At 61.2% G+C, this 26061-nt stretch carries 26 protein-coding genes; 7 read left to right on the forward strand and 19 right to left on the reverse strand.

Annotated elements, in window-relative coordinates:
• Window positions 1–160: 160 nt before the first annotated feature.
• From rpoZ to pyrR, 9 genes are all read right to left on the reverse strand, one after another.
• Window positions 161–463: a DNA-directed RNA polymerase subunit omega gene (gene rpoZ, locus ABZS45_RS04685; RefSeq protein ID WP_010186799.1), complete on the reverse strand. Its 303-nt coding sequence runs from the start codon at window positions 461–463 to the stop codon at window positions 161–163.
• Between the two features lie 38 nt (window positions 464–501).
• A complete protein-coding gene (gmk, locus tag ABZS45_RS04690) occupies window positions 502–1071 on the reverse strand; it encodes a guanylate kinase (protein WP_070444933.1) in 570 nt (189 codons plus the stop codon).
• Between the two features lie 8 nt (window positions 1072–1079).
• Window positions 1080–1400, reverse strand: a complete 321-nt coding sequence (mihF, locus tag ABZS45_RS04695; RefSeq protein ID WP_010186801.1) for an integration host factor, actinobacterial type — start codon at window positions 1398–1400, stop codon at window positions 1080–1082.
• A gap of 270 nt (window positions 1401–1670) precedes the next feature.
• The gene (pyrF, locus tag ABZS45_RS04700) at window positions 1671–2519 is read right to left on the reverse strand and encodes an orotidine-5'-phosphate decarboxylase (RefSeq protein WP_412100846.1); all 849 of its coding nucleotides are present in this window, start codon (window positions 2517–2519) and stop codon (window positions 1671–1673) included.
• The gene (carB, locus tag ABZS45_RS04705; protein WP_412100847.1) at window positions 2503–5844 is read right to left on the reverse strand and encodes a carbamoyl-phosphate synthase large subunit; all 3342 of its coding nucleotides are present in this window, start codon (window positions 5842–5844) and stop codon (window positions 2503–2505) included. Before carB ends, pyrF begins: the two co-directional genes overlap by 17 nt.
• Window positions 5845–5874: 30 nt before the next feature.
• On the reverse strand, window positions 5875–7038 hold the full coding sequence (gene carA, locus ABZS45_RS04710; protein ID WP_412100848.1) for a glutamine-hydrolyzing carbamoyl-phosphate synthase small subunit: 1164 nt from the start codon (window positions 7036–7038) through the stop codon (window positions 5875–5877).
• Between the two features lie 102 nt (window positions 7039–7140).
• Window positions 7141–8502: a dihydroorotase gene (locus ABZS45_RS04715; RefSeq protein WP_412100849.1), complete on the reverse strand. Its 1362-nt coding sequence runs from the start codon at window positions 8500–8502 to the stop codon at window positions 7141–7143.
• A gap of 42 nt (window positions 8503–8544) precedes the next feature.
• On the reverse strand, window positions 8545–9516 hold the full coding sequence (locus ABZS45_RS04720; protein WP_412100850.1) for an aspartate carbamoyltransferase catalytic subunit: 972 nt from the start codon (window positions 9514–9516) through the stop codon (window positions 8545–8547).
• Window positions 9517–10107, reverse strand: coding sequence for a bifunctional pyr operon transcriptional regulator/uracil phosphoribosyltransferase PyrR (gene pyrR / locus ABZS45_RS04725; RefSeq protein ID WP_412100851.1), 591 nt, complete (start codon window positions 10105–10107; stop codon window positions 9517–9519). It abuts the gene before it with no gap.
• 161 nt (window positions 10108–10268) lie between these two features.
• On the opposite strand from pyrR, the gene ABZS45_RS04730 reads away from it, so the two are divergent.
• Genes ABZS45_RS04730 through ABZS45_RS04750 form a run of 5 tightly spaced genes read left to right on the forward strand, consistent with a single transcriptional unit; the run spans window position 10269 to window position 13772 of the window.
• Window positions 10269–11666: a TIGR01777 family oxidoreductase gene (locus tag ABZS45_RS04730; protein ID WP_412100852.1), complete on the forward strand. Its 1398-nt coding sequence runs from the start codon at window positions 10269–10271 to the stop codon at window positions 11664–11666.
• Window positions 11667–11694: 28 nt separating this feature from the next.
• Window positions 11695–12210, forward strand: coding sequence for a YbjN domain-containing protein (locus tag ABZS45_RS04735; protein ID WP_412100853.1), 516 nt, complete (start codon window positions 11695–11697; stop codon window positions 12208–12210).
• Entirely contained in the window at window positions 12203–12724 is a 522-nt protein-coding gene (locus tag ABZS45_RS04740; RefSeq protein WP_412100854.1) for a YbjN domain-containing protein, read from the forward strand. The genes ABZS45_RS04735 and ABZS45_RS04740 overlap by 8 nt, the downstream gene beginning before the upstream one ends.
• Window positions 12721–13245, forward strand: coding sequence for a hypothetical protein (locus ABZS45_RS04745; protein WP_412100855.1), 525 nt, complete (start codon window positions 12721–12723; stop codon window positions 13243–13245). The genes ABZS45_RS04740 and ABZS45_RS04745 overlap by 4 nt, the downstream gene beginning before the upstream one ends.
• Window positions 13242–13772, forward strand: a complete 531-nt coding sequence (locus ABZS45_RS04750) for a hypothetical protein (protein ID WP_412100856.1) — start codon at window positions 13242–13244, stop codon at window positions 13770–13772. The genes ABZS45_RS04745 and ABZS45_RS04750 overlap by 4 nt, the downstream gene beginning before the upstream one ends.
• A gap of 25 nt (window positions 13773–13797) precedes the next feature.
• Here the strand turns inward: ABZS45_RS04750 and ABZS45_RS04755 are convergent, their stop codons facing one another.
• Genes ABZS45_RS04755 through ABZS45_RS04790 form a run of 8 tightly spaced genes read right to left on the reverse strand, consistent with a single transcriptional unit; the run spans window position 13798 to window position 21735 of the window.
• Entirely contained in the window at window positions 13798–14652 is an 855-nt protein-coding gene (locus tag ABZS45_RS04755) for a PPK2 family polyphosphate kinase (RefSeq protein WP_412100857.1), read from the reverse strand.
• Window positions 14653–14677: 25 nt separating this feature from the next.
• Window positions 14678–15433: a TSUP family transporter gene (locus ABZS45_RS04760; RefSeq protein ID WP_412100858.1), complete on the reverse strand. Its 756-nt coding sequence runs from the start codon at window positions 15431–15433 to the stop codon at window positions 14678–14680.
• Between the two features lie 6 nt (window positions 15434–15439).
• Entirely contained in the window at window positions 15440–15916 is a 477-nt protein-coding gene (gene coaD / locus ABZS45_RS04765) for a pantetheine-phosphate adenylyltransferase (protein WP_412100859.1), read from the reverse strand.
• Between the two features lie 2 nt (window positions 15917–15918).
• Window positions 15919–16521: a 16S rRNA (guanine(966)-N(2))-methyltransferase RsmD gene (gene rsmD / locus ABZS45_RS04770; protein WP_412100860.1), complete on the reverse strand. Its 603-nt coding sequence runs from the start codon at window positions 16519–16521 to the stop codon at window positions 15919–15921.
• A gap of 42 nt (window positions 16522–16563) precedes the next feature.
• Window positions 16564–18660: an ATP-dependent DNA helicase RecG gene (locus ABZS45_RS04775; RefSeq protein ID WP_412100861.1), complete on the reverse strand. Its 2097-nt coding sequence runs from the start codon at window positions 18658–18660 to the stop codon at window positions 16564–16566.
• A 3-nt stretch (window positions 18661–18663) separates the two neighbouring features.
• Window positions 18664–20082 carry a DAK2 domain-containing protein gene (locus ABZS45_RS04780; protein WP_412100862.1) on the reverse strand — a complete coding sequence of 473 codons (1419 nt, stop codon included), beginning with the start codon at window positions 20080–20082 and terminating at the stop codon, window positions 18664–18666.
• Between the two features lie 10 nt (window positions 20083–20092).
• Window positions 20093–20701, reverse strand: coding sequence for a uracil-DNA glycosylase (locus ABZS45_RS04785; protein ID WP_412101142.1), 609 nt, complete (start codon window positions 20699–20701; stop codon window positions 20093–20095).
• 35 nt (window positions 20702–20736) lie between these two features.
• Window positions 20737–21735 (reverse strand): thiamine-phosphate kinase, encoded by a 999-nt coding sequence (locus tag ABZS45_RS04790; protein WP_412100863.1) that lies wholly within the window; start codon window positions 21733–21735, stop codon window positions 20737–20739.
• 57 nt (window positions 21736–21792) lie between these two features.
• On the opposite strand from ABZS45_RS04790, the gene ABZS45_RS04795 reads away from it, so the two are divergent.
• The gene (locus tag ABZS45_RS04795; protein WP_412100864.1) at window positions 21793–22707 is read left to right on the forward strand and encodes a DUF3515 domain-containing protein; all 915 of its coding nucleotides are present in this window, start codon (window positions 21793–21795) and stop codon (window positions 22705–22707) included.
• A 29-nt stretch (window positions 22708–22736) separates the two neighbouring features.
• Here ABZS45_RS04795 and ABZS45_RS04800 read toward each other — a convergent pair whose 3' ends face one another.
• Together ABZS45_RS04800 and ABZS45_RS04805 are read right to left on the reverse strand one after the other, a co-directional pair.
• Window positions 22737–23807 carry a D-alanine--D-alanine ligase family protein gene (locus ABZS45_RS04800; protein ID WP_070718575.1) on the reverse strand — a complete coding sequence of 357 codons (1071 nt, stop codon included), beginning with the start codon at window positions 23805–23807 and terminating at the stop codon, window positions 22737–22739.
• Window positions 23808–23828: 21 nt separating this feature from the next.
• The gene (locus ABZS45_RS04805) at window positions 23829–24827 is read right to left on the reverse strand and encodes an NAD(P)H-dependent glycerol-3-phosphate dehydrogenase (RefSeq protein WP_412100865.1); all 999 of its coding nucleotides are present in this window, start codon (window positions 24825–24827) and stop codon (window positions 23829–23831) included.
• A 148-nt stretch (window positions 24828–24975) separates the two neighbouring features.
• Between ABZS45_RS04805 and ABZS45_RS04810 the strand changes: the two genes are divergently transcribed.
• Window positions 24976–25974 carry an NUDIX hydrolase gene (locus tag ABZS45_RS04810; RefSeq protein WP_412100866.1) on the forward strand — a complete coding sequence of 333 codons (999 nt, stop codon included), beginning with the start codon at window positions 24976–24978 and terminating at the stop codon, window positions 25972–25974.
• Window positions 25975–26061: the final 87 nt, after the last annotated feature.

A 26061-nucleotide genomic window follows, 5' to 3' on the forward strand; every position in this document is an offset into this window, starting at 1 on the left:
TGAACTATCTGGGGTTTTCTGTACGTCCTTCACTCGGCCGATAGTACCCAAGACACAGCAAACCCACCGAAGCGCCTAGGGAGACACTTGGGTGGGTTTAGATTCAGAACGGCGCTAAGGCACTTTAAGAAGCTGCCTTTTTGCCTTCACGACGAGCAGGCTAGTTGCCTTCCTCGTGGTCCAGCAGGCCAGCGTCAATCTCGCGGAGGGCGATGGACAGCGGCTTCTCACCCGGTTCCGGGGTTACCAGTGGTCCGACGAACTCGAAGACGCCTTCATCCTGTTCCTGGTAGTAGCTGTTGATCTGGCGTGCGCGCTTAGCAGCGAAAATCACCAGAGCGTACTTGGACGAGACCTTGCCCAGCAGTTCATCAATCGGCGGATCGGTAATACCCGTCGGCGGATCGAATACTGGCTCCGGCTTCACGGCCTCAGAATTGGCAGGTGTGGTCACGTTGGTCACATGCACCTTTACTGTTGGTAGATGGTCAAAATCGTGGTCTATCCACGCAGGATAGCACTAATTGCAGCAACGGCCTCATCGAGATCTTCATTCACAACGATGTGGTCGAATTCCTTTTGCGCGGCAAGTTCCGTCTCTGCAGTATGCAGTCTGCGGTCAATGACATCCTGCGGTTCGGTGCCGCGCCCAGTCAGGCGCTCAACCAGAACTTCCCAGGATGGTGGGGCGAGAAACACGGTTTCCGCCTCCGGCATCGCCGCCTTCACGTTGCGGGCGCCTGCAAGATCAACCTCCACCAACACCGGACGGCCGGCCACCATCGCTTCCTGCACCGGCTGAGCCGGCGTCCCGGAGCGCTGCAAACCACCGTGGATCTCAGCCCATTCGAGCATGTCACCGGCATCAATATGTTCTTGGAAAGCCTCCGGGGAGACGAAGAAGTAATCCACCCCATCAGTCTCGCCGGGGCGGGGTTGGCGCGTCGTCATTGAGACGCTGAAGTAGAGGTTGTCAACATCATCACGCAGGCGCGAAACCACAGTGGACTTACCCACAGCGGACGGCCCGGCCAGTACGACCAGGCGCCCGCGTGCAGTTTCGTCAGCCATTGTGCTAATTACTCGCCGTAGCCGAAACGCTCGAGCAGGGCGCGGCGCTGACGGTCACCCAGGCCACGCAGACGACGGGTCTGAGCAATCTCCAGGTCCTCCATGATTTCCTTGGCCTTGACCTTGCCAACCTTCGGCAGAGCCTCGAGAAGAGCGGAGACCTTGGTCTTGCCGATGATCTCGTCGGTCTCGGCCTTCTCCAGAACTTCCTGCAGGTTGGTCTCGCCGCGCTTCAACGCAGCCTTGAGCTCAGCGCGAGCCTTGCGGGCCTCAGCAGCCTTTGCGAGAGCTTCTTTGCGCTGCTCATCTGTCAACTTGGGAAGGGCCACGGGTTTCCTCCGATTTCATTAGTACGAACATTGTCATCTGATGGCTAGCACCAGAATCTCGGCTCACGGTGGGAAGATTTCCCCAGCGCGGGATAGCTTTTGCTACCTCCACGAGCCGACTTCTGGCAATCCTAGCACTGGTCTGTACGCGGTGACGCAACGCGGCCCCTTTCTTTTAAAGGTTCCTGCACGTCAACGCACATGCCTTAAACAAAATACCAGGTAAACAGCGCTCCTGTTAATCCAGCGCGCTGTTAATTACCAGGCGTCTTAGTCCCGAAACTCTGAGGCGGTATCGAGAACGGCTTTGCGCAGGTCAGCCACGTCGGAGCCCGCCGAAAGGATGGCCCTGGAGACGTTAGCAAAGCCCAGTTCCGGCGCCGCTGCGGTGAGTTGCCTTACATCTGCCGGCGTTGCGCCCTGGGCGCCGACGCCCGGCAGCAGCACTGGACCGTTCAATTGGTCTAATGCAGGCGGAGCTTCCAATGTCGCTCCAACGACCACGCCGAGAGCACCCACGGTGTTGTCTGGCCCAGCCGCAGACGCATTGCGCTGTGCAAGCTCATCGACGACGCGCTGTGCCACGCTGCGGCCGTCCACGCTCAGCGACTGGAGTGCCACGGCCTCCGGGTTGGAGGTCGCCGCAAGGACGAAGACCCCACGTCCAGTCTCCTCCGCTAGGTCGAAGACTGGACTCAAAGCACCCACACCGAGGTAGGGCGACACCGTCACAGCATCGGACCGCAGCGGCGAGTCCTCCCCCAGCCAGGCTTGTGCGTAGCCCGCCATGGTCGAGCCGATGTCACCGCGCTTCGCGTCCGCCAAGCTCAAACAGCCCTGCTCCCGAAGGCCCGCCAGCGCCTCCTCGAGTACAGCGAAACCGCGAGAGCCGAAACGCTCAAAGAAGGCCACCTGCGGCTTCACCACCGCCGCGGTCTCCGCGAAGGCCTCTACACAGCGCAGCGTAAACGTGCGCAGACCGTCCACATCAACCGACAGGCCCCAGGCCTCCAGCAGGTGCGGGTGGGGGTCGATGCCCACGCACAGGCGCCCGCGCTCCGCGCCGGCTGCCACGAGGCGCTCGCCGAAAGACGGCGTCTTCCTAGTTGGCTGGGTCATGCTCAAGCTCCTGCAGCGCGCGTACCTTAAGGTCACCGCGGCGCAGGGCTTCGATGCCCTGCACGGCTGCGGTCACGCCTTGGACGGTCGTCACCAGTGGAACACCCACGGATACCGCAGCAGCGCGGATGTCATAGCCATCGTGACGGGCGCCGGCCGAGCCTGCCGGGGTGTTGAGGATGAGGTCGACCTTGCCGGCCAGGATGGCGTCGACGATGGACTCTTGCCCCTCCTCAGCCTCGGAGACCTTGACTGCCACCTCACACTCCACGCCATTGCGGCGCAGCATCTGCGCGGTTCCAGCGGTAGCCACAATGGTGTAGCCCATGTAGGCCAGGCGCTGAATCGGGAAGATAAGCGTGCGCTTATCGCGGTTGGCTACGGAGACAAACACGGTGCCTTCGGTGGGCAGCTCGCCGAAGGCGGCCATCTCACCCTTGGCATAGGCGGCGCCGAAGTTATCTGCCAGGCCCATCACCTCACCGGTGGACTTCATCTCCGGGGAAAGCAAGGTATCCAGCAGCTGGCCGTCGGGGCGACGGAAGCGGTTAAACGGCAGCACGGCTTCCTTGACCGCAATCGGGTGCTCCAGCGGCAGGGACCCACCATCGTAAGAGGACGCAATGATGCCTTCCTCGCGCAGTTCGGCGATGGACGCACCCAGCATGACGCGTGCGGCAGCCTTGGCCAGCGGCACGCCGGTGGCCTTGGAGACGAAAGGCACGGTACGGGAGGCACGCGGGTTGGCCTCGATGACATAGAGAGTGTCATCCTTCAGGGCGTACTGAACGTTCATCAGGCCCTTGACGCCGATGCCGTGCGCTAGGCGACGCGTCGACTCCCGCACCTTCTCAATATCCTCCGGCCCCAGCGTCATCGGCGGCAGCGCGCAGGAGGAGTCACCGGAGTGGATACCTGCTTCCTCGATGTGCTCCATGACTCCGCCGAGGTAGACCTCCTCGCCGTCACACAGCGCGTCGACGTCGATCTCAATGGCGTTATCTAGGAAGCGGTCGACCAAGACTGGGTGATCCGAGGTGATCTCGGTAGCGCGCTCGATGTAATCGCGCAGCGAATCCTCGTCGTAGACGATCTCCATGCCGCGGCCACCCAGCACGTAGGACGGGCGGACCAGCACCGGATAGCCGATATTCGAAGCGACCTGGCGGGCCTCTTCGAAGGAGGTAGCGGTGCCGAAGGCCGGTGCAGGCAGCTCGGCTTCGGCAAGCACCTTGCCGAATTCACCGCGGTCCTCGGCCAAATCGATGGCAGCAGCCGAGGTTCCCACGACCGGAACGCCGGCAGCCGTTAGGCGCTCAGCCAGGCCCAGCGGGGTTTGGCCACCCAGCTGAACGATGACGCCGGCAACCTCACCACAAGCGGCCTCCGCGTGGTAAACCTCCATGACATCCTCGAAGGTCAGCGGCTCGAAGTAGAGACGGTCGGCGGTGTCATAGTCAGTCGACACCGTCTCCGGGTTGCAGTTAACCATGACCGTCTCGTAGCCCTCGCGGGAAAGCTCCAGGGCGGCGTGCACACAGGAGTAGTCAAACTCGATGCCCTGGCCAATACGGTTCGGGCCGGAGCCTAAGATGATGACCTTGCCCTTGGTCTTCTCGCTGCTCTCGCGCACCTCGGACTCAGCGTTCGGGTCCATCTCATAAGCGCTGTAGTGGTACGGGGTCTGGGCTTCAAACTCGCCCGCACAAGTATCCACGGTCTTGTACACCGGGCGAATGCCCAAAGACCAGCGCAGGGAGCGCACGCCATCCTCACCGGCGAACTCTGGGCGAAGAGCCGCGATCTGGGCGTCGGACAGACCAAAGACCTTAGCGCGGCGCAGTAATTCAGCGTCCAGGACTGGCGCGCTCACGAGCTCCTCGCGGAACTCAACAAGCGCCTCAAGCTCGGCGAGGAACCACGGGTCGATGTGCGAGTGCTCGTGCAACTGCTCCACCGTGGCACCGAGGCGCAGAGCCAGCTCGACATCGTAGATGCGGCCCTCGGTCGGACGCTCCAGGTCCTTGAGAACGGCCTCCACGTCCGTTGCGCGCTCCCCAGCGAAGTACTCATCCGGCTTGGTCCAGAAACCAGAAGGCTTGCCCTCCAGCGAGCGCATGACCTTGTTCAGGCCGGAAATATAGTTGCGGCCGATCCCCATGGCCTCGCCCACAGACTTCATCGTGGTGGTCAGGGTGTCATCGGCGCCCGGGAACTTCTCAAAAGCAAAGCGCGGAGCCTTGACAATGACGTAATCCAGAGTCGGCTCGAAGGCCGCCGGGGTCACGCCAGTGATGTCGTTGCGTACCTCATCCAGGGTGTAGCCAATCGCCAGCTTGGCTGCCAGCTTGGCAATCGGGAAACCGGTGGCCTTAGAGGCCAGTGCGGAGGAGCGGGACACGCGCGGGTTCATCTCAATGGTGATGATGCGGCCGTCATCCGGGTTCACGGCGAACTGAATGTTGCATCCGCCAGTATCGACGCCGACCTCGCGGATGATGGCGATACCCTGGTCGCGCATCTTCTGGTACTCGCGGTCTGTGAGGGTCAATGCCGGGGCCACGGTCACGGAGTCACCGGTGTGGACGCCGAGGGCGTCGACGTTCTCGATGGAGGCGATAACTACAACGTTATCGTCGCCGTCACGCATGAGCTCGAGCTCGAACTCCTTCCAGCCCAAGATGGACTCCTCGATGAGGACGTTCGCCTCCGGCGAGGCAGCCAAGCCGCCGCCGGCAATGCGCTCAAGGTCCTCCTCGTTGAAGGCCAAGCCAGAGCCCAGGCCGCCCATGGTAAACGATGGGCGTACAACGACCGGGAGGCCAAGCTCGGCGACGGTCTCGTGGACCTCCTCCATCGTGTGGCAAACACGGGAGCGCGCGGATTCGCCGCCGATGGAGGCAACAATATCCTTAAACTTCTGCCGGTCCTCGCCGCGCTCAATCGCGTCGATATCAGCACCGATGAGCTCGATATCGTACTTCTTGAGGATGCCCAGGCGGTCCAACTGCACCGCGGCGTTCAGAGCGGTCTGGCCGCCCAGGGTTGCCAGCACGGCGTCGATGGGGTTGCCCTCTTCCTTTTCCTTCTGGAAGATCTTCTCGATGAACTCGGGCTCGATGGGCTCCACATAGGTGTGGTCGGCGAACTCCGGGTCCGTCATAATTGTTGCCGGGTTGGAGTTAACCAGCGTGACGCGCAGGCCTTCCTCCTTGAGCACGCGGCAGGCTTGGGTGCCGGAGTAGTCGAACTCGCAGGCCTGACCAATAACAATCGGACCGGAGCCGATAACCAGGACGTGATTGATGTCGTTGCGCTTTGGCATGTGTTTCTTCTTCCTTTTCCTGGTTGCGTTCTACTTATTCGGGGACTTTTCAGTCATGAGCTCGATGAACTGATCAAAGAGCGGGTTGGCATCGTGTGGGCCGGCGGCGGACTCAGGGTGGTACTGCACGGAATAAGCCATGCCATCCTTGAGTGCAACGCCTTCGATGGTGTTGTCGTTGAGGCAGGTGTGGGAGACCACTGCCGGGCCGAAGTCGGTCTCGAACTCCTCACCGGCCGGGTCTTCCTTGCCCGAGGGGCTGGCCAGGGCAAAGCCGTGGTTCTGGGAGGTGATATCGATCTTTCCGGTGAGCTGGTTGCGCACCGGAACGTTGATGCCGCGGTGACCGAACTTCAGCTTATAGGTGTCCATACCCAGCGCACGGCCGAGGATCTGGTTGCCAAAGCAGATGCCGAAGAAGGGGTACTTGGCAGCAAGGATGTCGCGCACGATGCCGACCATGGTGTCAGCGGTAGCCGGGTCGCCCGGACCGTTAGAGACAAACACGCCGTCTGGGTTGTATTGCTTGATCTTCTCGAACGGGGTGTTGGCGGGAACCACGATGGTCTCGATGCCGCGCTCGGCAAAGTTCTTCGGGGTGGCGGTCTTGACACCCATGTCATAGGCCACGACGGTAAAGCGCTTCTCCCCTACGGCTGGGAAGGTGTAGACCTCATCGGTCGAGACTTCTTCGGACAGGTCAAGACCGGCCATGGAAGGTTGGTTCTTGACCTCAGAGATGAGCTCCTCGACGTCCCGCTCAGCGGCTTCTCCGGAAAAGATACCAGCCTTGATGGAGCCGTGATTGCGCAGGTGGCGCACTAGGGTGCGGGTATCGATGCCGCTGATACCAATGATGCCCTGCTTCTCCATCTCCTCCGGCAGCGAGCGGGCGGCACGCCAGTTGGAGACGCGGCGAGCCAGATCACGGATAACTAGGCCGGCAACCCAGATCTTGTCGTCATGGGACTCGTTGTCCTCATCGTTCCAGCCCGTATTGCCAATCTGCGGCGCAGAGGCGACGACGATCTGGCGGTGGTAAGACGGGTCTGTCATAGTCTCCTGGTAGCCCGTCATGGCGGTGGTGAAGACGGCCTCGCCCAGAGTCGTACCGGTGGCGCCGAATCCGAAGCCTCGGAAGGCGCGGCCATCAGCGAGGACCAGGATGGCGGGGGTGGTGGTAGTGGAAGTCACTGTGCGTTGAACCTTTCAGTGAATTTTCGGTGAAGGGTGAATGTGTTGGGGCGTGCGGTGGCTACTGAGAAGTTGAGCAACTCTGATTGTCAATTATCCCGATTACTTAGCCGCCTCGCTGCCGCTTTCAGCCGCGAGGTCGTAGGTCACCTCACCACGCAGGATCGTGTAGGCCACGCGCGCGCCGAATTCCTCCCCCTCATACGGGTTATTCTCCGACTTCGAGGCCAACCGCGTGGAATCCGACACCCACTTATGCTCCGGGTCGACAATGGTGAGGTTGGCAGGCTCTCCCACTGCGATAGGCCGGCCGTGACCTGGCAGCCGGGTGATTTCGGCCGGGCGCTCCGACATGACGCGGGCGACAAAGCGCCAGTCCGCCAGACCCGTGGCGACGAAGAGCTTGGCAATGACCGCCAGGGAGGATTCCAGGCCCAGCATGCCCGGCTTAGCGTGCTCGAACTCTACGCACTTATCTTCGCTGCCGTGCGGAGCATGGTCTGTTGCCACGACGTCGATTAGCCCGTCAAGCAACGCCTGGCGCAGAGCCAAGGTGTCGGACTCCTCACGCAACGGTGGGTTGACGCGGAAGACGCCGTCGTAGGTCACCAACTTGTCATCGGTCAGCAACAGGTGGTGCGGGGTCACCTCGGCGGTCAACGGAATGCCCTGCTCCTTGGCCCACTTGAGCAATTCCACGGTGCCCTTAGTCGAGGCGTGGCAGATGTGCATGCGGTTGCCATAGTCACGCGCGAGCAAGGCATCGCGGGCGACGATGGATTCCTCGGCCACACGCGGCCAGCCGCGCAGTCCCAGGCGAGCCGCGGTCTCGCCCTCGTGAGCGCTAGCGCCCTCGGTCATGCGATGGTCCTCTGCATGCTGCGCTAACAGGACGTCGAGCCCCTTGGCGTACTCCAGGGCACGGCGCATCAGCTGTGGGTCCTGGACACACTTGCCGTCATCGGAGAACATACGCACCTTGGCGTCCGAGCGGGCCATCATGCCGAACTCGGTCAGCGTCTTGCCCTCGAGGCCCTTCGTGATGGAGCCGACCGGATGGACGTCGCACAGGCCACGTGCCTGGCCCTTGGCCCAGACGGACTCGGCGATGATTGGTTGATCCGTAACCGGGGAGGTGTTGGCCATGGTGAACACGGCGGTAAAGCCGCCCTTGGCGGCTGCCCTTGAACCGGTTTCGATGGTCTCAGTGTCTTCGCGGCCCGGCTCACGCAGGTGAACGTGCATGTCCACCAACCCCGGGAGCAGTACGTTGCCGCCGCCCTCGATGGTGCGGTCGGCGGTACCCTCAGGAGCGATCTCTGCAGCGGCGCCGATGGCCTCGATAACGCCATCCTCGACTAAGAGGCTGGTGGGCTCACCCTCGCCATAGAGTCGGACGTTGGTGATAAGTAAGGTGCCTGCAGCGGGAGCAGAGAGCACGCCGGTTTCTGGATAGTTAGTCATGGTTACTGAAGCTCTCCTCGTAGGTGTGTGAGATAACTGGTTTTAGATACCGGCGTTCTCGCCGTTCGTGAGCAGGGTAAATAGGGTGGCCATGCGAACATGGACACCGTTGTTGACCTGCTGGAGCACCGCGGTGCTGTCATAGTCGGCCACAGCGTAGTTAATCTCCATGCCGCGAACCATGGGGCCCGGGTGCATGATGATGGCGTCCTTCTTCATGGCGGCAGCACGGTCTTTGGACAGCCCGTAGAGGGAGGCGTATTCACGGTGCGAGGGGAAAAAGCCGCCGTTCATGCGCTCTGCCTGAACGCGCAGCATCATGACGACGTCCGCCTCCGGCACCTCGGCGTCGAAATCATGGGAGACCCGCACCGGCCACGTGTCGACGCCGAAGGGCAACAGCGTCGGCGGAGCGACAAGCGTGACCTCAGCTCCGAGAGTGGACAGCAGATCCACGTTGGAGCGCACAACGCGCGAGTGCAGGCAGTCACCGACGATGGTGACTTTCAGTCCCTCGAAGCCGGTGCCTGCGGCGGAACGATCCGCGCCCAGGTGCAGGCGCTGGCGCATCGTGACGGCGTCGAGAAGCGCCTGCGTCGGATGTTGGTGAGAGCCATCGCCAGCATTGATGACGCTCGGCCCCTGCCCTTCGGATGCCACCCAACCAGCAAGCTGCTGCGCGGCCCCCGAGGAAGGATGGCGCATAATGATGGCATCTGCGCCGATCGACGCGAGAGTCAAACCGGTATCCTTGAGGGACTCGCCTTTCTTGACCGAGGACGTCGAGGCAGAGAGGTTGATGACATCTGCCGACATCCACTTACCCGCCGTCTCAAAAGAAGAACGGGTGCGGGTCGAGTTCTCATAGAACAAGGTGAAGACGGTGCGCCCGCGTAACGTGGGCAACTTTTTGACTTCGCGGCCTTCCAAGGCTTCCCGGAAACGGTCAGCCTCATCCATGAGCCCGAGGATCTCTTCGGCGCTGTGGTCGGCGATGTTGATGAGGTGCTTCATTTATGCCTCCTTGCCGGGCTGTGCATTAAAGCGGGTGAGAACGACGGCATCTCGGCCGTCGATGTCGGCGTTGTACACGGTGACGTCCTCGTCGCGTGCAGTAGGGATGTTTTTGCCCACGTAATCGGCGCGGATGGGTACTTGGCGGTGCCCACGATCGACGAGGACTGCGAGTTGAATGATGTCAGGACGGCCAATATCCGCGAGGGCGTCGAGCGCGGCGCGGATGGTGCGGCCGGAATAGAGGACGTCGTCGACAAGGATGACGGTGGCGCCGTTAATTCCGCCGTCCGGAACCGTCGTGGGTTGCAATGCTCGGTGCGGACGGGCGTAGAGATCGTCGCGGTAGAGCGTGATGTCTAGGGAGCCCCAGGGAACCTCTACCCCGGAGAATTCCTCAATTTTCTCGGCAAGGCGCTGCGCCAAAGGCACGCCACCAGAGGGAATGCCTAAGAGCAGGACTCGAGGGGAATCACTCGAATCAAGCGCCGTTTTCTCAATGATCTGGTGCGCGATGCGTGCGACAGTACGCGCGACGTCTTTCGAGCTCAGCAGCTCGTTGGACTCCGCGTGGGTGCCGGTTTCACTCATCGTGACCTCCTTCCCCGCCTCACGGTGCGGTCTTTAAAGGATGTCGGACAATGGTTAAAGGGACTTGTCTATGCTTGAAAGCCAGCACTAACCATAGCACCGTTCCAGTGTGCTGTGTATGCCCTCGCACCCCCGAATTTTTTGAGGCAGGTCCCTAGACAGTGAGTTTTACTACCCAGCACGTCGTCCCAGCCCCGCGTGAAGAGGTATGGCAATGGCACACCCGCCCGGGAGCGCTCGCGCGCCTCACCGCGCCTTTCGGTTTCATGACTCCCCTGCAGCAAGCCGAGTCATTAGCTGATGGGACTTCTATCTTGGGGTTTCCTGGTGGTCTGAAATGGGTCGCCCGGCATGATTTGAGTAAGTACCAGCCACGGCGTTCTTTCGCTGATGCCTGCATCAACGCCCCCTTCCGTTCGCTGGCCAATTGGCGTCACGAACACTTTTTTGAGGATCATGTGGAAGGTACGCTCATTACCGACAAGGTAGAAACCCGCATTCCCACGGGGGCAGTGGAATCGATTTTTGCCTACCGGCAGCAACAGCTCATTGAGGATTTTCGCTTTGCTCAACGGCTGGGTGCTCTCAACGCCGAGCCCCGCACGGTGGCCATAACAGGAACGCACGGCACGATAGGCACTGCTGTGGCTGCACAACTCGGCACCTTGGGCCACACCGTCATTCCGCTCGTGCGCTCTAACCCAGGTTCCGGCGAGCGCCTGTGGCGGCCTACTGTGCCCGCCAAAGACTTGCTGGACGGCGTCGATGTCCTCATCCACCTGGCCGGCGAGCCGATTTTCGGGCGCTTTAATACCGCACACAAGGAAGCTATTCGGGATTCACGTGTAGGCCCTACTCATCTGCTGGCACAGCTGGCGGCCGAGACTCCCTCCGTGACCGCGATGGTCTGTGCCTCCGCTATCGGCATCTACGGTCCGGACCGGGGCGATGAAGAACTCACCGAAGAATCGGAACGCGGTGAGGGCTTTTTAGCCGATGTCGTGGAGGCGTGGGAGGATGCCTGCACGCCGGCACGGGAAGCCGGCAAGCGAGTGGTGAACGTGCGCACCGGCATCGTGCAATCAGCCAACGCGGGCATCCTGCCGCTGCTGCGGGCGCTGTTTTCTACCGGGCTGGGTGGAGCTTTTGGCAAGGGCACCATGTGGAATAGCTGGATTGCGCAAGACGACCTTTCGGACATGTTCGTTCGCGCCGCCCTCGATCCCGCCTGGGATGGCGCCATCAATGCAGTCTCTCCGACCCCGGTGCTTAACCGCGATTACGTTGATGCCCTCGGATCACTCCTTCACCGGCCGACCGTCATCCCCATTCCTAACGTCGGTCCGGCGCTACTGCTGGGTAAGGAAGGTGCGCGTGAACTTGCACTGGCGAACCAAAAGGTCCGTCCCACGCGCGCAGAGGCGCTGGCTCACACCTTCCGCTACCCTGCTCTCGCTCCAGCGCTCGCCCACGAGCTCGGCGGCGAAAAACTAGTCAAGGCCCCCACCTGCGCACCCGAGGAAGACGGCTCCGGTAGTGTCGGGGCCGGAAAAGATTAAGAAAAATGTAGCGAAGTGAGTAGAAGAATTGACGGACACCACTAACCATGACCACGCGCAGCAGCGCCAGCTGCAGCCCGACACACCCATCGAAGAAGTCAACCTCGAGCGCATAGCGGAAATCTTTGAGTCAGAGGGCTTGGAATACCGCATCGAAGAGCAGAAGACCCAAGACGGCCAAACGGTCAACCTCTTGCGCACCGGCTTCTCCAACGCCGCCATCGCCTTCCAGCTCGTGGGTTCCTCCCTCATCGTCGATTCCGTATGGCGCGGCTCTGTCCCCGCCTCCGAAGGCCCTGCGCTGCTCATGCACATTAACGCATGGAACCAGGACCACTTCACGCCGACGTTCCGCTTCTTCGAGGCGCCGGATAATGCTTTGGCGGTCTCCGGTGCACGCGATCTGGACGTGACCCATGGTGCATCCCGCAACCAGCTCGGCGCGTTTGTCATGTCCACCCTGGATGCTGTGTTGCAATCCTTCGAGTGGATTGAACAGCAGTACCCGCAGCTCGTCACCTGGAAGGAGCACAACCATGACTAATCCGACAACGCCTACCGCCGAGGATCCGCACGCACTGCCGGAGGTCACCCTCGACCGCATCATCGAGGCGATGAAGACCTTCGACATCGAACTCGAGCCGGTCACCGGTCGCGACGACGCCGCGACCGCTAATCTCAACGGTCTGCCGTGCATGTTCGCCGTACTGGAGAGCGTTGCTATCGTACGTTGCGATGTACCGACGGACGTTAACTATGCCAAGGCTGATGCGGGACTCTTCCTTGCAGCCAACCAGATCAACTCCGTAGCCATGGGCGCTCGCGCCGTCATCGCTGATTTCGATGGCATGCTGCTCGTACGCACCGAGGCTGACATTCCGTGCGCGGCCGGAATGACCGATGAACAACTCGCGGCCGCACTGCGCGCCTCTGTGGACGGCGTCATCAACGCCCAGAACGCCATGGTCGCCGCTGCCGAAGAAATGGCCAAGCTCGGTTCCGAGTCAGCCGCGCAGGCGGGCGAGGGGACCGAGGGCGCTCAAGGTGAGCAGCAGTGACCGATCTCCACGTGGTTGAGCCGGTCACCATTGACCGGTTGGCGCAGTTGTGCGAGCTTATCGACGCCGACTATGCACTCATCGAGGCAACCCCAGAGCCAGAAGACGACGCTGACACTGGCGCCGACAGTGCCGATTCCGCGCGCCGCGTGCTGCAGACCGGTGTCCCCCATATCGCGGTGCACTGTGAGCTCGACGCTGAAGGCGAGGTACTCAGTGCCTTCGCCTCGTGGGAGGGCACTCTTCCAGCACGCCTCGAACCGGAGGTAGCCGCCGTGGTGGCGGAGCTGAACTGGGCCAGCGATGCGCCCACCCTGAACTTCCTCGTAGAAGAGGATGCGAAGGGTAACGCGGAGATCCACCTAGGCGCCAACCGCGCCATGGGCGTGGGCGAAGGCCTCTCCTTGGCTCAGCTCGGCCATTTCCTGCTGAGTTCACTGGCCAGCTTCGCTGAGATCTTTGACGTCGTGGCACAGCGCTTCCCGCAGGCTGTCACTTGGGATAAGGAGGAGCAAGCATGAGCCAGGACTCGAACGAAAACCAGAATGCATCCGTAGTATCCGATCCTTTCGACATCCTGTCCGGATCACCTCTCCCCGCAGTCGACCGTAACCGCGTTCTCAGCGCGCTCAACAGCGCCGACCTAGATATGGCGGCCACCGCGCACTCGGAGGATGCGACAGCCGCGGTTGCTCGCCTCAACGACCTTGACTGGGTCATCACCGTGGAAGAGGGCCTCGTGCGCATCGAGAGCGTGCTGTCCACACAGCTCAATGCGGAGATGCTCCCCATCTTCCATGTGCTCTGCAACGAGTTCAATTCCGGTGCTTTCGATGGGCGCGCGCTCGTTGGTTTAGCTGAGGATGAGGTTGAGCTGCGCGGTGATGCGTGCTTCGTCACCACCGCTGGCCTGAACGAGGACCAGCTCTTTCACGCGCTCAACCTCGGCATCATCAATGCGCAAGAAGCGCTGCTGTCTGTTCTGGATGCGTTTAACGCCGCCGCCCGCGAGCTGGCCAGCGACGTCGATGGCACAGAGAGCGACTAGCCTTTAGTCAGCGTCTAGTCAGCGTCTAGTCAGCGTCCTTAATACGCTGGCGCTCGACTTCCGGATCAAAGTCGGGCGCCGGCCACTCCAGGTCTAGGTGGCGCAGGAGATCCACGATGAGAAACTTCAGCGCCATCCGGGCGTACTTCTTGTTATCGGTAGGAATGACGTACCAGGGCGCGTAGTTTTCATCCGTGCGCTGAATAGCATCCTCGTAGGCCGCCATGTACTCATCCCAATAGGCGCGCTCCTCAACATCAGCCGGGTCGTATTTCCAGAACTTGTCTTCCCGCTCCGTGCGCTCCAGCAGATTCTCCTTCTGGGCTTCCTTGGACAGGTGAAGGAAGATTTTGATGACCTTGACTCCCCTGGCCGTTAATTCCAGCTCATAGTCATGGATGGCCTCGATGCGCCGATCCACCTCTTCTTCATCCACCCACTCGTGCACGCGCTGAATGAGGACATCCTCGTAGTGGGAGCGGTCGAAGGCCACGATTTGTCCCGGCTGCGGGTCGTGTTTGCGGATGCGCCACAGGAAGTCATGCTCTAGCTCCTCTTCGGTGGGTTTACCGAAGCCGACGGTCGTGGTTCCTTGCGGGTCGAAGGTGCTCAACACGTGGCGGATAGCACCGCCCTTGCCCGAAGTATCCATGCCCTGCAAGACGATGAGGACCGCGGGGGCGTCCTCACCGTAGCTGCGGCCGTTGGCAAAAAGCCGCTCCTGCAGTTCATAGAGCTCATCGTCATACTTGGAAAAGCGCGCATCAAGCTCGTCTTTGTCACCGTCAAAACCAGGCGTTGCCGAGGCATCAACCGAGTCAATCTGAAATTTCTTGCCAGCGCGCAGGGAGAGCGCGTCCTCAATCTTGAATTTCGCCATGGACCCCACCATACCGAGATGCTGTTTAAGCACCCAGGGTAAAAAGGCCTCGCAGCAATGCGCTGAGCGCTCCTAGGCTGGCCAGCGATAGCGATAGCTTATGGGCCTTGTCCCGAGAGACGCGCCCAGCAATCTTCTTTCCTAAGAAAATGCCAACGCACATTCCAATCACCCCGCAGGGCCACACCAGCCAGTGCAAACCGTCAAAGCCGCCGGAGCCCAGGAAGTACTTCGTGAGAACCGAAGACAATCCACCGATGACAAAGCAGGGCTGCAGGGTTGGCGCGAGTACCTCTTTGGGCCACCGCGCGGCCTGGGCATAGACCGTGATGACCGGGCCCGCCACGCCGGCCAGGGTATTGGTGAATCCACCCAAAATACCTGCTGAAATGGCCGGGCCCGAGCCACTCATCTCTGGGACGAATTTTCGCCCAAAGACCACCACGCCCAGTGCAATCAATAAAGCGGCACCAACAAGCACTAACAATGCCGAGGTATCAATCCGGGCAATGAGCAGCGCCGCCGGAATTGAGCCGAGGACCATGAAAGGCCCGATGCGCATCCACTTTCCCCAATCCACGTTCTCCCGCATCGAATAGGTCGTGAGAATGGCATTGAGGCAGGCCAAGACGTTGATGACCATGATGCCTTCGACGGGTCCGAGGAAAAGCGTCAGGATGGGCCCACCAATGAGGCCCAGGCCCATGCCGGAGACTCGCTGCAGGCAGGAGCCAGCGATGACGGTAAGGAGGACAACGAGGGGTATTGCCAGTACAGACATATCCCCTTAGCCTCGGTAGCGTTCCATCACCGCGGCAGCCACATGATCCGGGAACATACCCGTAACGTCACCGCCGTACTGCGCCACCTGCTTGCAAAGCGAGGAGGAGATATAGCCGTACTTCTCATCCGTCAGCAAGAAGACCGTATCGATTCCGGAAAGGCGCCGGTTCATCTGCGCCATCGGCAGCTCATACTCATAGTCCAAGGAAGAGCGCAAGCCCTTCACAATCGTGTCCACACCATGCGCGCTGGTGTAATCCACCAACAATCCGCCCCACCAGTCCACCTCGATCTCCGGGGAAACGGTACTGCGAATAAGGTCCACGCGCTCCTCCACGCTAAACAGCCCGGAAGGCTTGTCGGGGTTTCCCGTCACCAGCACCGTGACCTTGTCAAAGAGTTCGCTGGCACGATTAAAAACGTCGACGTGTCCCAGCGTGATGGGATCGAAAGAGCCGGGGCATACGGCGTGAGTCGGCATAGCTAGTCCTCCTGGGTTCCGGTGGTATCGGTCTTCGAGCTATCCGCACTGCGGTGATAGATCGCCATATCAAAACGCGCGATGCCAAAGGTCCGCTTCTTAAGCTTCTGGCCGGTGGGCTCAAAGCCATCTGGCCACTGTGTGTGAGGCGAGTCCACGTGGCGCTCGATGACAACTATCGCGTCATCATCCAGCACCGGCTCGATGGCGGCGAGAAGACCATCAACATCATCGAACTCATAGGGCGGATCCGCGAGCACCATATCGAAGTAGCCGCGCGGTGCGGTGGCCAGGTATGACGAGGCTTTCATTTCTCGTACCTCCACGCGTGGGTGCTTCACCACCCCAATATTGTGGCGAATGACCTTCACGGCCGCGGCATTATTCTCCACGAGGACGACGTCCTCAGCGCCACGGCTAGCTGCCTCAAGGCCTAAGGCGCCGGAACCAGCAAAGAGATCCAACACGCGGGAATCAATGAACCCCCAGCGCACATTCAACGATGAGAAAAGGCCCTCGCGGGCACGGTCGGACGTGGGCCTCGTCCCAGCTTCGGGCACCTTGATGGTGCGCCCGCGGGCTTCTCCGGCGATGATTCTGGTCATGGCTTCTACCCTATCTCCCCTCAGTTTCCCGCGGTGACAAGCCTAGTTTTTCTCCAAAAATCCCTGTTCATCTGCGCTTAGGTTGTGCGTCAGTTCCTCCGCTAATTCAGGGTTGCGCTCGACCAACGCGGCGGCATCAGCATGCGTGCGCTCGACGATGTCCCGGTCATTGATAAGGTCCAGCAACTTCAGCGTGCGCTTCGTACCGGATTGCAGTGTTCCTAAGATATCGCCCTCGTGGCGTTGCTGTAGGTCGAGCTCAGCTAGGTCAAAACCAGATGGCGTATCCGCGATAGCTTTGATACGCCGGAAAGACTTGCTATCAGGCTCAGCCGTCGTGTGTAGCAGACACACCGATTCATTGCCCCCGCGGCCCACGCGCCCGCGCAGTTGGTGCAGCTGCGAGACTCCAAAGTTCTCCGATTCCCGGATCAGCATGACGGTGGCATTGGGAACATCGACGCCGACTTCAATGACCGTGGTGGCCACGAGGACATCAATCTCCCCGCGCGCGAAGCTCTCCATTACTTGGTCCTTATCGGGCATTTTGCCGTGGAGCATCTCCACCCGCAGTCCCCGCAAGGGAAGGTTGCGCAGCTGGACCGACATGGTTTCCACACCACCCTCTCCTTCAATCCGTGGGCAGACGATATAAGCCTGGTGACCCTTGTCTACCTCTTCACGGATGCGCTCGATGGCGCGGCGTACCCACTCCGGCTTCCATTCGGGAACCACCGCGGACAAGATAGGTTTGCGCCCACCGGGCAGCTCCTTGAGCGTCGATACCGCTAAATCACCGAACACCGTCATGGCAATCGTGCGCGGGATAGGTGTCGCAGTCATCACCAACAGGTGCGGGCTGGTCCCCTCCCGAGTTTTGGTGCGCAGGCTATCGCGCTGTTCAACGCCGAAGCGATGCTGCTCATCCACGATGACTAGGCCCAAATCGAAGAATTCAACGCTGTCCTGGATGATGGCGTGGGTGCCAATCACGATATCGGCCTCGCCAGAGACAATCTCCAACAAAGCTTTGCGTTTCTCCGCCGTCTTCATCGAACGCGTTAGGACCGTGACGGTGACACCTTCGGGAACGCTGGCGCTAATCGACGCCCCATGCTGCGCCGCCAGTACCTCCGTCGGGGCAAGCAGTGCAGCTTGTTTTCCAGCATCAACCGCCTGCAGCATGGCACAGGTGGCAACGAGCGTTTTGCCTGAACCGACCTCACCTTGCAACAGCCGCATCATGGGCGCGGTGCCACACAGATCTGCGTCGATCTCGCCGATGACACGTCGCTGACCGTCAGTCAGCGCGAAGGGTAGCCCACTGAGCAGCTCATCGCGGTAGCCTTCCAGAATTGCCGGCATCGGGGTTGCCGTGCGCGCCTTAACATCGCGCTGCCGCAAGGCCATAACCAAGCCAACCGATAAGGCCTCGTTGTACTTAAGCCGCTGGATGGCGCGCTCCGGACCAGTGTCACCCGGTTCGTGGATCTCGCGCACGGCTTGATCCAGCGTCACCATCATCCGGTAGTCCAGCGGCTCCGGGATCGGTGGGGTGTGCTCGAGCACTTTGTGGATAGCGCCCATGATGTACCACGACGTCACCTTTCCACTAGCCGGGTACACGGGAATCCATTCGCGCTGCAGGAAGGTCTCCAACGAGCCGAACTGGGAGAGCTTCTTCAGCGAACCTGTCCCCTGCCCAGTAGTGCTATCCAGCATGGACTCCTGATAGCGGCCGGGATCGAGGATGAGAAAATCGGGGTGCTGCAAGCTGGGGTATCCCCGGAAGTATTTCAGCTTGCCGGAGAGCATGACGCGCATGCCGCGCCCCAGCACGCGCTGCACGTAGTGCGCATTGAAAAAGGAGGCCTGGACTCCGCTATCCATGTAGAGGATAAACACCACGGCTTTAGATGTGTGTTTAACGCGGAGTTCTTCGATAACGCCAGTGATGGTGACGTGATCACCATCCTCAGCACCGCCGAGGCCCACGTCCTTATTGTGGCGGATGTAGTCGCGCGGATAGTGGCTGAGCAGCTCCCCGCACGTGGTGTATCCGAAGGCGCGCTTGAAAGCCGCGGCATCCTTCTTTGCCAAGATATCCGTCAATGCGCGGTCATCCTGCCAGCCCAGCATGGCCTACTCCACCCCAATCTCGGTACGCAATCCGGGTACGCGCAACACCACGACGTCTACCCCCAGTTCACGGGCTAACTCATCTTCATCCGCCTCAAGGGCAGTCAGCACCGTGATCTGCTCGCCACCATAGCCCAGCTGAGTACGGCATGCCTCTAGAATCCCAGCCACGCTTTCTCTATCTGGGTAGGCTACCCGCATGGAGCCGGCAGCGTCCTTCATCGCGGCGAGCACGTCGTCGGTGTGCGCAGAACTCGGCGCATAAACCGAGAGCGCCGCCAGCCCGGCTACCAGGGAATCGGTCGGAATGACAGTAGCCTTGCCCGGGTCACCACCGCAGCCATTGGGCAAGAAAAGATCTCCCTCCCCGGCGCTCTGCAGTTCTTCGCCGGGCTTGACGACGTCCGCCCCCGCCTTCTCAAAAAGCTCCCGCGCTGCCTCTTCAGGCACCGCGGCAAAGATACGCCGCTGTGCTCCCCCGCCACCAGCAGAATCTTCGCAGCTGGCCGCCTGACCAGCCTGCGGTAGCGCTTCGAGCCGCAGGTTGCTGACCTTTCCCAGGGCATAGGCCTTTTCGATCACGGCCCCCGCCTCAGCGCTATGGATGTGCACGCTGGCGGAGGTTTCCGTCGCCCGTGCAATGACGAGACTATTGCCCAGCGGAGCCAAGGTCTCTTCGATGTCGCCCAGGTTGCCCTCAAAGAAGAAGATCGCTTCGATCTCTGCGAGCTCTTCTCCTGCCTGTGGCTCCCGCACGGCAGGCTCCTCGGAGTGAAGTGGCCTCGACTCCGTCAGGGGTTGGCTGGCGGGGTCGTGCCCTGTGACCTGAGTGAGCAAGCACTCGAGCAAAATTACGAAGCCGGTTCCACCGGCATCCACAACGCCGGCGTCGCGCAGCGCCGATAGCTGCGAGGGGGTCTCAGCAAGGGCCTTCCGTGCGGCCTCGACCGCTGCGAGCAAGATGCCGTAAAGCTCGGCCCCAGGCTGCTCGGCAGCCTGATTAGCGGCGGTGGCCGCGGCTCGCAGCACGGTAATAATCGTTCCTTCCACCGGTGCGGCAAGCGCGCGGTCCACCAAAATGACAGCCAAGGTCAAAGCATCGGCGAGTACCGCACCGTCCACGCGCGAATCCGTCGTGGCATCGGCAACCCCGCGCAGCACTTGGGAGAGCACCATCCCCGAATTGCCGCGGGCACCGCGCACTGAGCCGATGGCCAAGGCTTCGGCCACGTCCACCTCGCCCTTATTGGCCTCCGCTAACGCGGACTCCATGGTGTGCGCCATGTTGGATCCCGTGTCGGAATCGGGCACTGGGAAAACGTTGAGAGCATTGATTTCAACGCGGCGGCGCTGCAGCTCCTCCACGGTTCGGGCGGCCCACTCGTGGAGGCCACGAGCATCCAACTCAGCGGGATATGACATGCTGGCTAGTCTACAAGCGCCAGTCCACCGCGGGGACGCCACGGGCCTCTAAAGCAGCGTTGGCCCGGGAAAAAGGACGCGATCCAAAGAATCCACGCCGCGCTGACAGCGGCGAAGGATGCGGGGAGGTAATGCACTCCGTACCGGGCAGGAAAGCTTGGCAGGCTTGGGCATCGCGGCCCCATAGAATGGCCACGATATCGCGCCCCGCCAGTGCTCTGATAGCGGCCTCGGTAATCGCTTCCCACCCGAGCCTGCGGTGCGAACCGGCCTGGCCCGGGGCCACGGTGAGCACTCGGTTGAGCAGCAGCACTCCTTGCTCAAACCAGGCCCGTAGATCACCATCAGCGCGGCCGGGGATGCCGAGGTCGTCGCCAAGCTCGGCGTAGATATTCTTCAACGAACGCGGGGCCGGCACGCCCGATCGCGTGGAGAAGGACAAACCCATGGCATGCCCCGGCGTGGGATAGGGATCTTGGCCCACGATGAGCACCCGCACGTCCTCGAGCGGCATTGATAGGGCGGCGAATACATCCTCGGCGGGCGGCAGGAACTCTGCGCCAATCTCGCGCTCAATGCGGGGAAGGTTGTCCTCCAGTGCCTGCCGGATGTAAGGCATCCACGAGTAGTGAATGTGAGAGGTATCAATGTGGCTCACGCGAATCCCTCCCAGCCCTCGCTATAGCGCGGCTCCTCTCCGTCAATGGTCACGCCGGTACCGCGCATCACCCGACCAATTTCCCGGAAACCAGAGGGAGGGGCCTTGTACGTGGTAGCCAACAGCGTATGGTCCTCGCCGCCGGTTAAGACCCATTCCCAAGGATCGATATCAAGCAACGCGCCGGCGGCAGCCAGCAGCGGGTCAGGGGCAATCGCTCCGCGGTCAAGGTCGATGTGCACCCCGGAACGCCCAGCTAAGTGTCCTATATCGCGCACGAGGCCATCCGAATTATCCGTCATCGAGGTCGAACCGGTAGCCCGCGCGATGACACCACGCCCCGGGGTAAGGGAGGGAGCGCAGTGGGCGTCGACCAAAGGCCAGAATTCCTCTAGCTCCGGCGGCAATGCGCGGCCATAGCGTTGCAACAGCGCCAGGCCCGCCCCGGAATACCCAATCTTGCCGTGTGCTACCAGCTTCTGGCCCGCCCGGGCACCATCCAGAGTCAGCGCTGCACCACTTCCACCCAGGGAGCCTAACGCCGTGACATTGATGACCAAGCTCTCACTGCGGGTCAGATCACCGCCTACGAGCTCCGCGTTATATACCGCGCAGCGCTCAGCGATACCCTGCGCAATCCCCCGCACGAAGTCCACCGGGGTATCTCCCGGGGCGGCAATCGCCAGCAATGCCGCTGTGGGGCGCGCGCCCATTGCCTCAATATCTGCGAAGTTGCGCACGATGGCTTTCTGCCCGATCTCCGCCGCGGTGGACCAGTCCCGCCGGAAGTGCCGACCTTCCACCATCATGTCTGTCGCGGCCACCGTGCGCGAATTAGGTGTCGCCGGGTACAGCACGGCCGCATCGTCGCCGTTGAGCGCGCTCGGGGCTGCAGTGACAATCTCATGGATAACGTGCCGTTCACCGGCTTGATCGAGGGTATGGGACAAACCCACCGTCACGGACTCCTTTTCCTTGCGCGGGCTACGCGCCACTCGTGCGCGCCGTCCACGTTCGTTCTTCTCGGGCTATCAGCGATAGGATAAGCCCCTATGGATACCCAATTTAACCGCACCGCTATTTACATCTCACTCGGGATCTCCATCGCGATGGTCTTCGCGGTGATTTTTGGGGCCAAATACGTATTTACCAGCGCCGCGCAACAGCCAGTGGCGCTGCCTCCCACTCCCTCTGAGGCGGCGGAATCCCCCGAGTGCGCCGCTGTCGTCGATGCGCTGCCGGACAAGCTCATGGGTTACCCGCGCGTCGACCTGGTCGAGCCCGCCCCGGCGGGTGCTGGCGCGTGGGCTAAGAGCTCGGAGGACAAGATAACGCTGCGCTGTGGTGTTGACTTGCCGCAGCAGTTTACCGACTACTCCCACACCGTCGAGTCCGACGGCGAATCGTGGCTACAAGTCCTCGACGCCACCCCCGGCTCCAACCTCACGACGTGGTACAGCACCAAGCACACCCCCGCCATCGCGGTGACAACCGCTTCGGAAGAGGCCCAAGATGACGCTCCAGAGGGTCTAGAAGCAGCCTTCAAGCAACTAGAAAAGAAGGCACAGAAGGCCAACCCAGCGCCACTATCGCAGCTAAAGGCAGGACCAGATTCCATGTGTCCCGCTCTAGAAGAGGCCCTGCCGGAAACACTTGCAGAAGGCTATACGCGCCGCGCGGATGTGGGCGATAAGAACACCTGGGTTTATAGCGCGCCGGGTCAGGAAGAGATTGTCGTGCGCTGCGGCGTGGCCTCTCCGGAGAACTACCGAGCAGGTGTTCAGCTCCAGCAGGTCAACGACGTCCCGTGGTTCGAAGACACCACGCTGGCGGAGGGCACCACGGCCGGCACATGGTTCGCGCTCGGCCGGGCGGAGGACCTCGCGTTGTCTGCCCCACAGGATGCTGCGAATTCCGCGCTGGTGCGGCTTAGCGACGCCCTCGTGGCAGCCACTCCCTCCCAGTAAGTGTGAAAAGCGCGGCCTACATCGTCACCCTAGGAACGCGCGAGGGCCGTCTGAATAAGGGTGTCGAGCAGCTCGGCATAACCTACCCCTTCCGCAGCAAAGACCTGCGGGTACATAGAAATCGGGGTGAAGCCGGGGAAGGTATTCACTTCGTTGATGCAGTAGGAATCATCACTGACGAAGAAATCCACGCGCGATAGGCCCGAGGCACCCAGCGCCCGGAAAGCCTCAATAGCGCGCTGTCGAAGTTCGGCGGTCAGCTCCTCACTCAACGGAGCGGGAATTGCTGCCGAGACTCCCTCGTCGATGTACTTGGCATCGAAATCATAAAAGCCTTCCTCAGACTCCGTGGTGCCCAAGAGCTTGGCGGGGACAGAGGCCTGGAGGCTGCCGTCGGGGCGTTCAAGAACTCCCACCTCCACCTCGGCGCCGCTGATTTCTGGTTCGATGAGGACCTTGTCATCGGATTCATAGGCCAGGGTTAGTGCTGCTTCAAGGTCTTCCCACGCGGAGACTTTGGACACACCGATGGAGGATCCGCCCCGCGCCGGCTTCACGAAGACGGGCAGGCCAAGGCGTTCCTTCTGGGCATCATTAAGCGTGGCTTCCCCTGTGAGTACTTCTTGCGGCGCTACCGGAAGGCCTTCCGCGACCAGAAGCTTCTTGGTGAATTCCTTGTCCATTCCCACAGCCGAAGCCAATACGCCTGCGCCGACATAGGGAATCCCGGAAAGTTCAAAGAGGCCCTGCACTGTGCCGTCTTCCCCATAGGGGCCGTGCAGAACCGGGACAATGACATCGACCTCTGTGTAGTGCTCGTGGCGGGTGACATTGTGGATGCGCCCACGCGTGGCAGGGTTGAGGGATAACGCCAGTTCATCGTGCAGTTCTACTTCGGGCAGCCGCCCGTCGACAATGTCGAGTCCCGCGCGGTTGCCCTGCGTCCAGGTGCCTTCCCGCGTGATACCGATGGGCACGACTTCATATTTTTCCGGATCAAGGTGCTCCATGATTGCGCCGGCGGAAATGCACGACACCGAATGCTCGGAGCTGCGACCGCCGTACACAACGGCAACGCGCACAGGTTTCGCTTCAGTCATACCGAGCAACTTTACTCGGCTTTACTCAGCCTTCTTGGTACGACCCATCAGAGCAACAATCATGTCGTCGACAGTCACCCCGCGGTGGCACACACCGTAGACTGCTTGGGTAATCGGCATCTCTACGTCTGCGCGCTGCGCCAACCTAAAGATGGAATCAGAAGAGATAACGCCTTCCGCGACCTGCCCGTTGGTGGCGGCAGTTGCTTCCTCCAGCGTGCCGCCTTGGCCGAGGCGATACCCAAAGGTGCGGTTACGCGACAACGTCGAACTGCACGTCGCCACAAGGTCTCCCATGCCAGCAAGACCAGAAAAGGTGAACGGATCCGCCCCCAGCTTCACCCCTAGGCGGGTAATCTCCGCAAGCCCGCGCGTGATGATGGTGGCCATGGTGTTATTGCCTAACCCCTTACCCGCCGCCATGCCGCAGGCAAGTGCAATCACGTTTTTGCAGGCGCCGCCGATCTCCGCGCCGATGACATCGGTGTTGGTATAGGGCCGAAAATACGGTGCTGCGGCGGCATGTTGCACGGCTTCGGCACGGGCAGCATCGCTGCAGGCAATCACCGTGGCTGCTGGTTGCTCCTGAGCCACCTCTTTGGCTAGGTTGGGCCCAGAGAGGACCGCGATACGGTCGGAGGAGACGCCGGCGGCGTCTGCGATCACTTCGCTCATTAGGTTGAGTGTGGCCTTCTCCACGCCTTTAGAGATCGACACCAAGGTCGCGTCCTCAGGCAAGAGCGGGGCCCACTTTTCCAGGTTTCCGCGCAGCGTCTGGGAGGGAACGCCGAAGATCACAATGTCCGCGGCCTGCAGCGCTATTGCCGGATCTGTGGAGGCCTTAATCGACTCAGGAAGCGGGAGTTCTGGGAGGTAATCCGGATTCTCGTGGCGCGTGTTGATGGCATTCGCCAATTCCTCGCGGCGCGCCCACAAGCGGACGTCGTTGCCGGCGTCAGCAAAGACTTTCGCCAGCGTGGTTCCCCACGAGCCCGCCCCCATTACTGCCACGTTTGCCATGTGCCACCTCACTCTAGATTCCTCTGCATCGGCTTTTCCCATTAAAGCACGCCTGGCATTCCTGCACGCTCGGCGCGTAAGGCTGCATCGCGACGGCGAGTGGAGGAAGATAGAAAAGGTTGAAAGCTACCGGCGCAAAAGGAGCAGCATGCCCAAGGCAAAGAACATGCACGAGACGGACAAAGACATTCGCTCGGAAGTCTTTATTTCCGGACGCCACCAGGAGATCCCCGTCGATCCGGCAGATGAATTCAAGCGCAAGACGCTTGCCGCCGGCGCGGTTCTCTGGCGTGGTGACCCCCACGATCCGGAGGTCGCACTTATCCACCGCCCCCACTATGACGATTGGTCGCTGCCCAAGGGCAAGGTCGATCCGGGCGAATCGCTCCCCACGACCGCCGCGCGCGAGATCTTCGAGGAAACCGGTTACTCCGTGCGCCTAGGCAAGCTCATCGGCAAGGTGTCCTACCCGGTGCAAGGCCGCACGAAGGTGGTCTACTACTGGCTAGCCTGTGTACTCGACGGTGAGTACACCCCGAATGATGAGACCGACGAGCTGCGGTGGATGAAGATCGACGAGGCCAGCTCATTACTCTCCTACGACGTTGATGCCCAGGTGCTAGGCAAGGCACAAAAGCGTCTGCGCCTTGCGCCTACGACCCGCGTTCTTTATGTGCGTCATGCACGCGCACACCAGCGCCGCTCGTGGGAAGGCGATGATGACCTGCGCCCGCTGGATAAGAAGGGGCGCCGCCAGGCGGAGATGCTCGTGCCGATGCTCACGCCATTCCATCCGACCGCCATTTATAGCGCTCCGCCGCAGCGCTGCCAGCACACCGCTGCCCCGCTGGCCGATGAACTCGGCATGGACATCGCCGTGAATAAAGCATTCGGCGATGATGTCTTTGCTGAATCGCCCGACGACGCACGCGCCGCCTTCCAGCGCGTGGTCGACGGCGGCGGTGTTCCGGTTATCGTCAGCCAAGGGCTGACCATCCCCGGCATCATCGAGTCCTACGCGCCGAAGTTCCTTAAAAAGTCGATCGACGAGCTCAAGTTCAAGAAGGCTTCGGTATGGGTTCTTTCCTTCAACGACGGTGAGCTTACCGGGGCGGACTACCTGGCTAGCCCGCTTCCTGTGCGCTAAGTACGGCATCACCGCCGTCTCTCAGGAACTTCAGTGCTGCCCTGCTGCCTTATTCCCACCGCGCTGCAGGGCGGCGCTGCATAGCGC

Origin of the sequence: Corynebacterium aurimucosum, assembly GCF_046895345.1 — a bacterium.
In the GTDB taxonomy this organism is placed as follows: Bacteria; Actinomycetota; Actinomycetes; order Mycobacteriales; family Mycobacteriaceae; genus Corynebacterium; species Corynebacterium aurimucosum_G.

What these genes read in the sequence shown, in the direction of transcription:
- gmk (WP_070444933.1), bottom strand. Translation starts at nt 1,071, where the DNA reads ATGGCTGACGAAACTGCACGCGGGCGCCTGGTCGTACTGGCCGGGCCG.
- pyrF (WP_412100846.1), bottom strand. Translation starts at nt 2,519, where the DNA reads ATGACCCAGCCAACTAGGAAGACGCCGTCTTTCGGCGAGCGCCTCGTG.
- carB (WP_412100847.1), bottom strand. Translation starts at nt 5,844, where the DNA reads ATGCCAAAGCGCAACGACATCAATCACGTCCTGGTTATCGGCTCCGGT.
- ABZS45_RS04715 (WP_412100849.1), bottom strand. Translation starts at nt 8,502, where the DNA reads ATGACTAACTATCCAGAAACCGGCGTGCTCTCTGCTCCCGCTGCAGGC.
- ABZS45_RS04720 (WP_412100850.1), bottom strand. Translation starts at nt 9,516, where the DNA reads ATGAAGCACCTCATCAACATCGCCGACCACAGCGCCGAAGAGATCCTC.
- pyrR (WP_412100851.1), bottom strand. Translation starts at nt 10,107, where the DNA reads ATGAGTGAAACCGGCACCCACGCGGAGTCCAACGAGCTGCTGAGCTCG.
- ABZS45_RS04740 (WP_412100854.1), top strand. Translation starts at nt 12,203, where the DNA reads ATGACTAATCCGACAACGCCTACCGCCGAGGATCCGCACGCACTGCCG.
- ABZS45_RS04750 (WP_412100856.1), top strand. Translation starts at nt 13,242, where the DNA reads ATGAGCCAGGACTCGAACGAAAACCAGAATGCATCCGTAGTATCCGAT.
- ABZS45_RS04755 (WP_412100857.1), bottom strand. Translation starts at nt 14,652, where the DNA reads ATGGCGAAATTCAAGATTGAGGACGCGCTCTCCCTGCGCGCTGGCAAG.
- ABZS45_RS04760 (WP_412100858.1), bottom strand. Translation starts at nt 15,433, where the DNA reads ATGTCTGTACTGGCAATACCCCTCGTTGTCCTCCTTACCGTCATCGCT.
- coaD (WP_412100859.1), bottom strand. Translation starts at nt 15,916, where the DNA reads ATGCCGACTCACGCCGTATGCCCCGGCTCTTTCGATCCCATCACGCTG.
- rsmD (WP_412100860.1), bottom strand. Translation starts at nt 16,521, where the DNA reads ATGACCAGAATCATCGCCGGAGAAGCCCGCGGGCGCACCATCAAGGTG.
- ABZS45_RS04775 (WP_412100861.1), bottom strand. Translation starts at nt 18,660, where the DNA reads ATGCTGGGCTGGCAGGATGACCGCGCATTGACGGATATCTTGGCAAAG.
- ABZS45_RS04780 (WP_412100862.1), bottom strand. Translation starts at nt 20,082, where the DNA reads ATGTCATATCCCGCTGAGTTGGATGCTCGTGGCCTCCACGAGTGGGCC.
- ABZS45_RS04785 (WP_412101142.1), bottom strand. Translation starts at nt 20,701, where the DNA reads ATGCCTTACATCCGGCAGGCACTGGAGGACAACCTTCCCCGCATTGAG.
- ABZS45_RS04795 (WP_412100864.1), top strand. Translation starts at nt 21,793, where the DNA reads ATGGATACCCAATTTAACCGCACCGCTATTTACATCTCACTCGGGATC.
- ABZS45_RS04800 (WP_070718575.1), bottom strand. Translation starts at nt 23,807, where the DNA reads ATGACTGAAGCGAAACCTGTGCGCGTTGCCGTTGTGTACGGCGGTCGC.
- ABZS45_RS04805 (WP_412100865.1), bottom strand. Translation starts at nt 24,827, where the DNA reads ATGGCAAACGTGGCAGTAATGGGGGCGGGCTCGTGGGGAACCACGCTG.
- ABZS45_RS04810 (WP_412100866.1), top strand. Translation starts at nt 24,976, where the DNA reads ATGCCCAAGGCAAAGAACATGCACGAGACGGACAAAGACATTCGCTCG.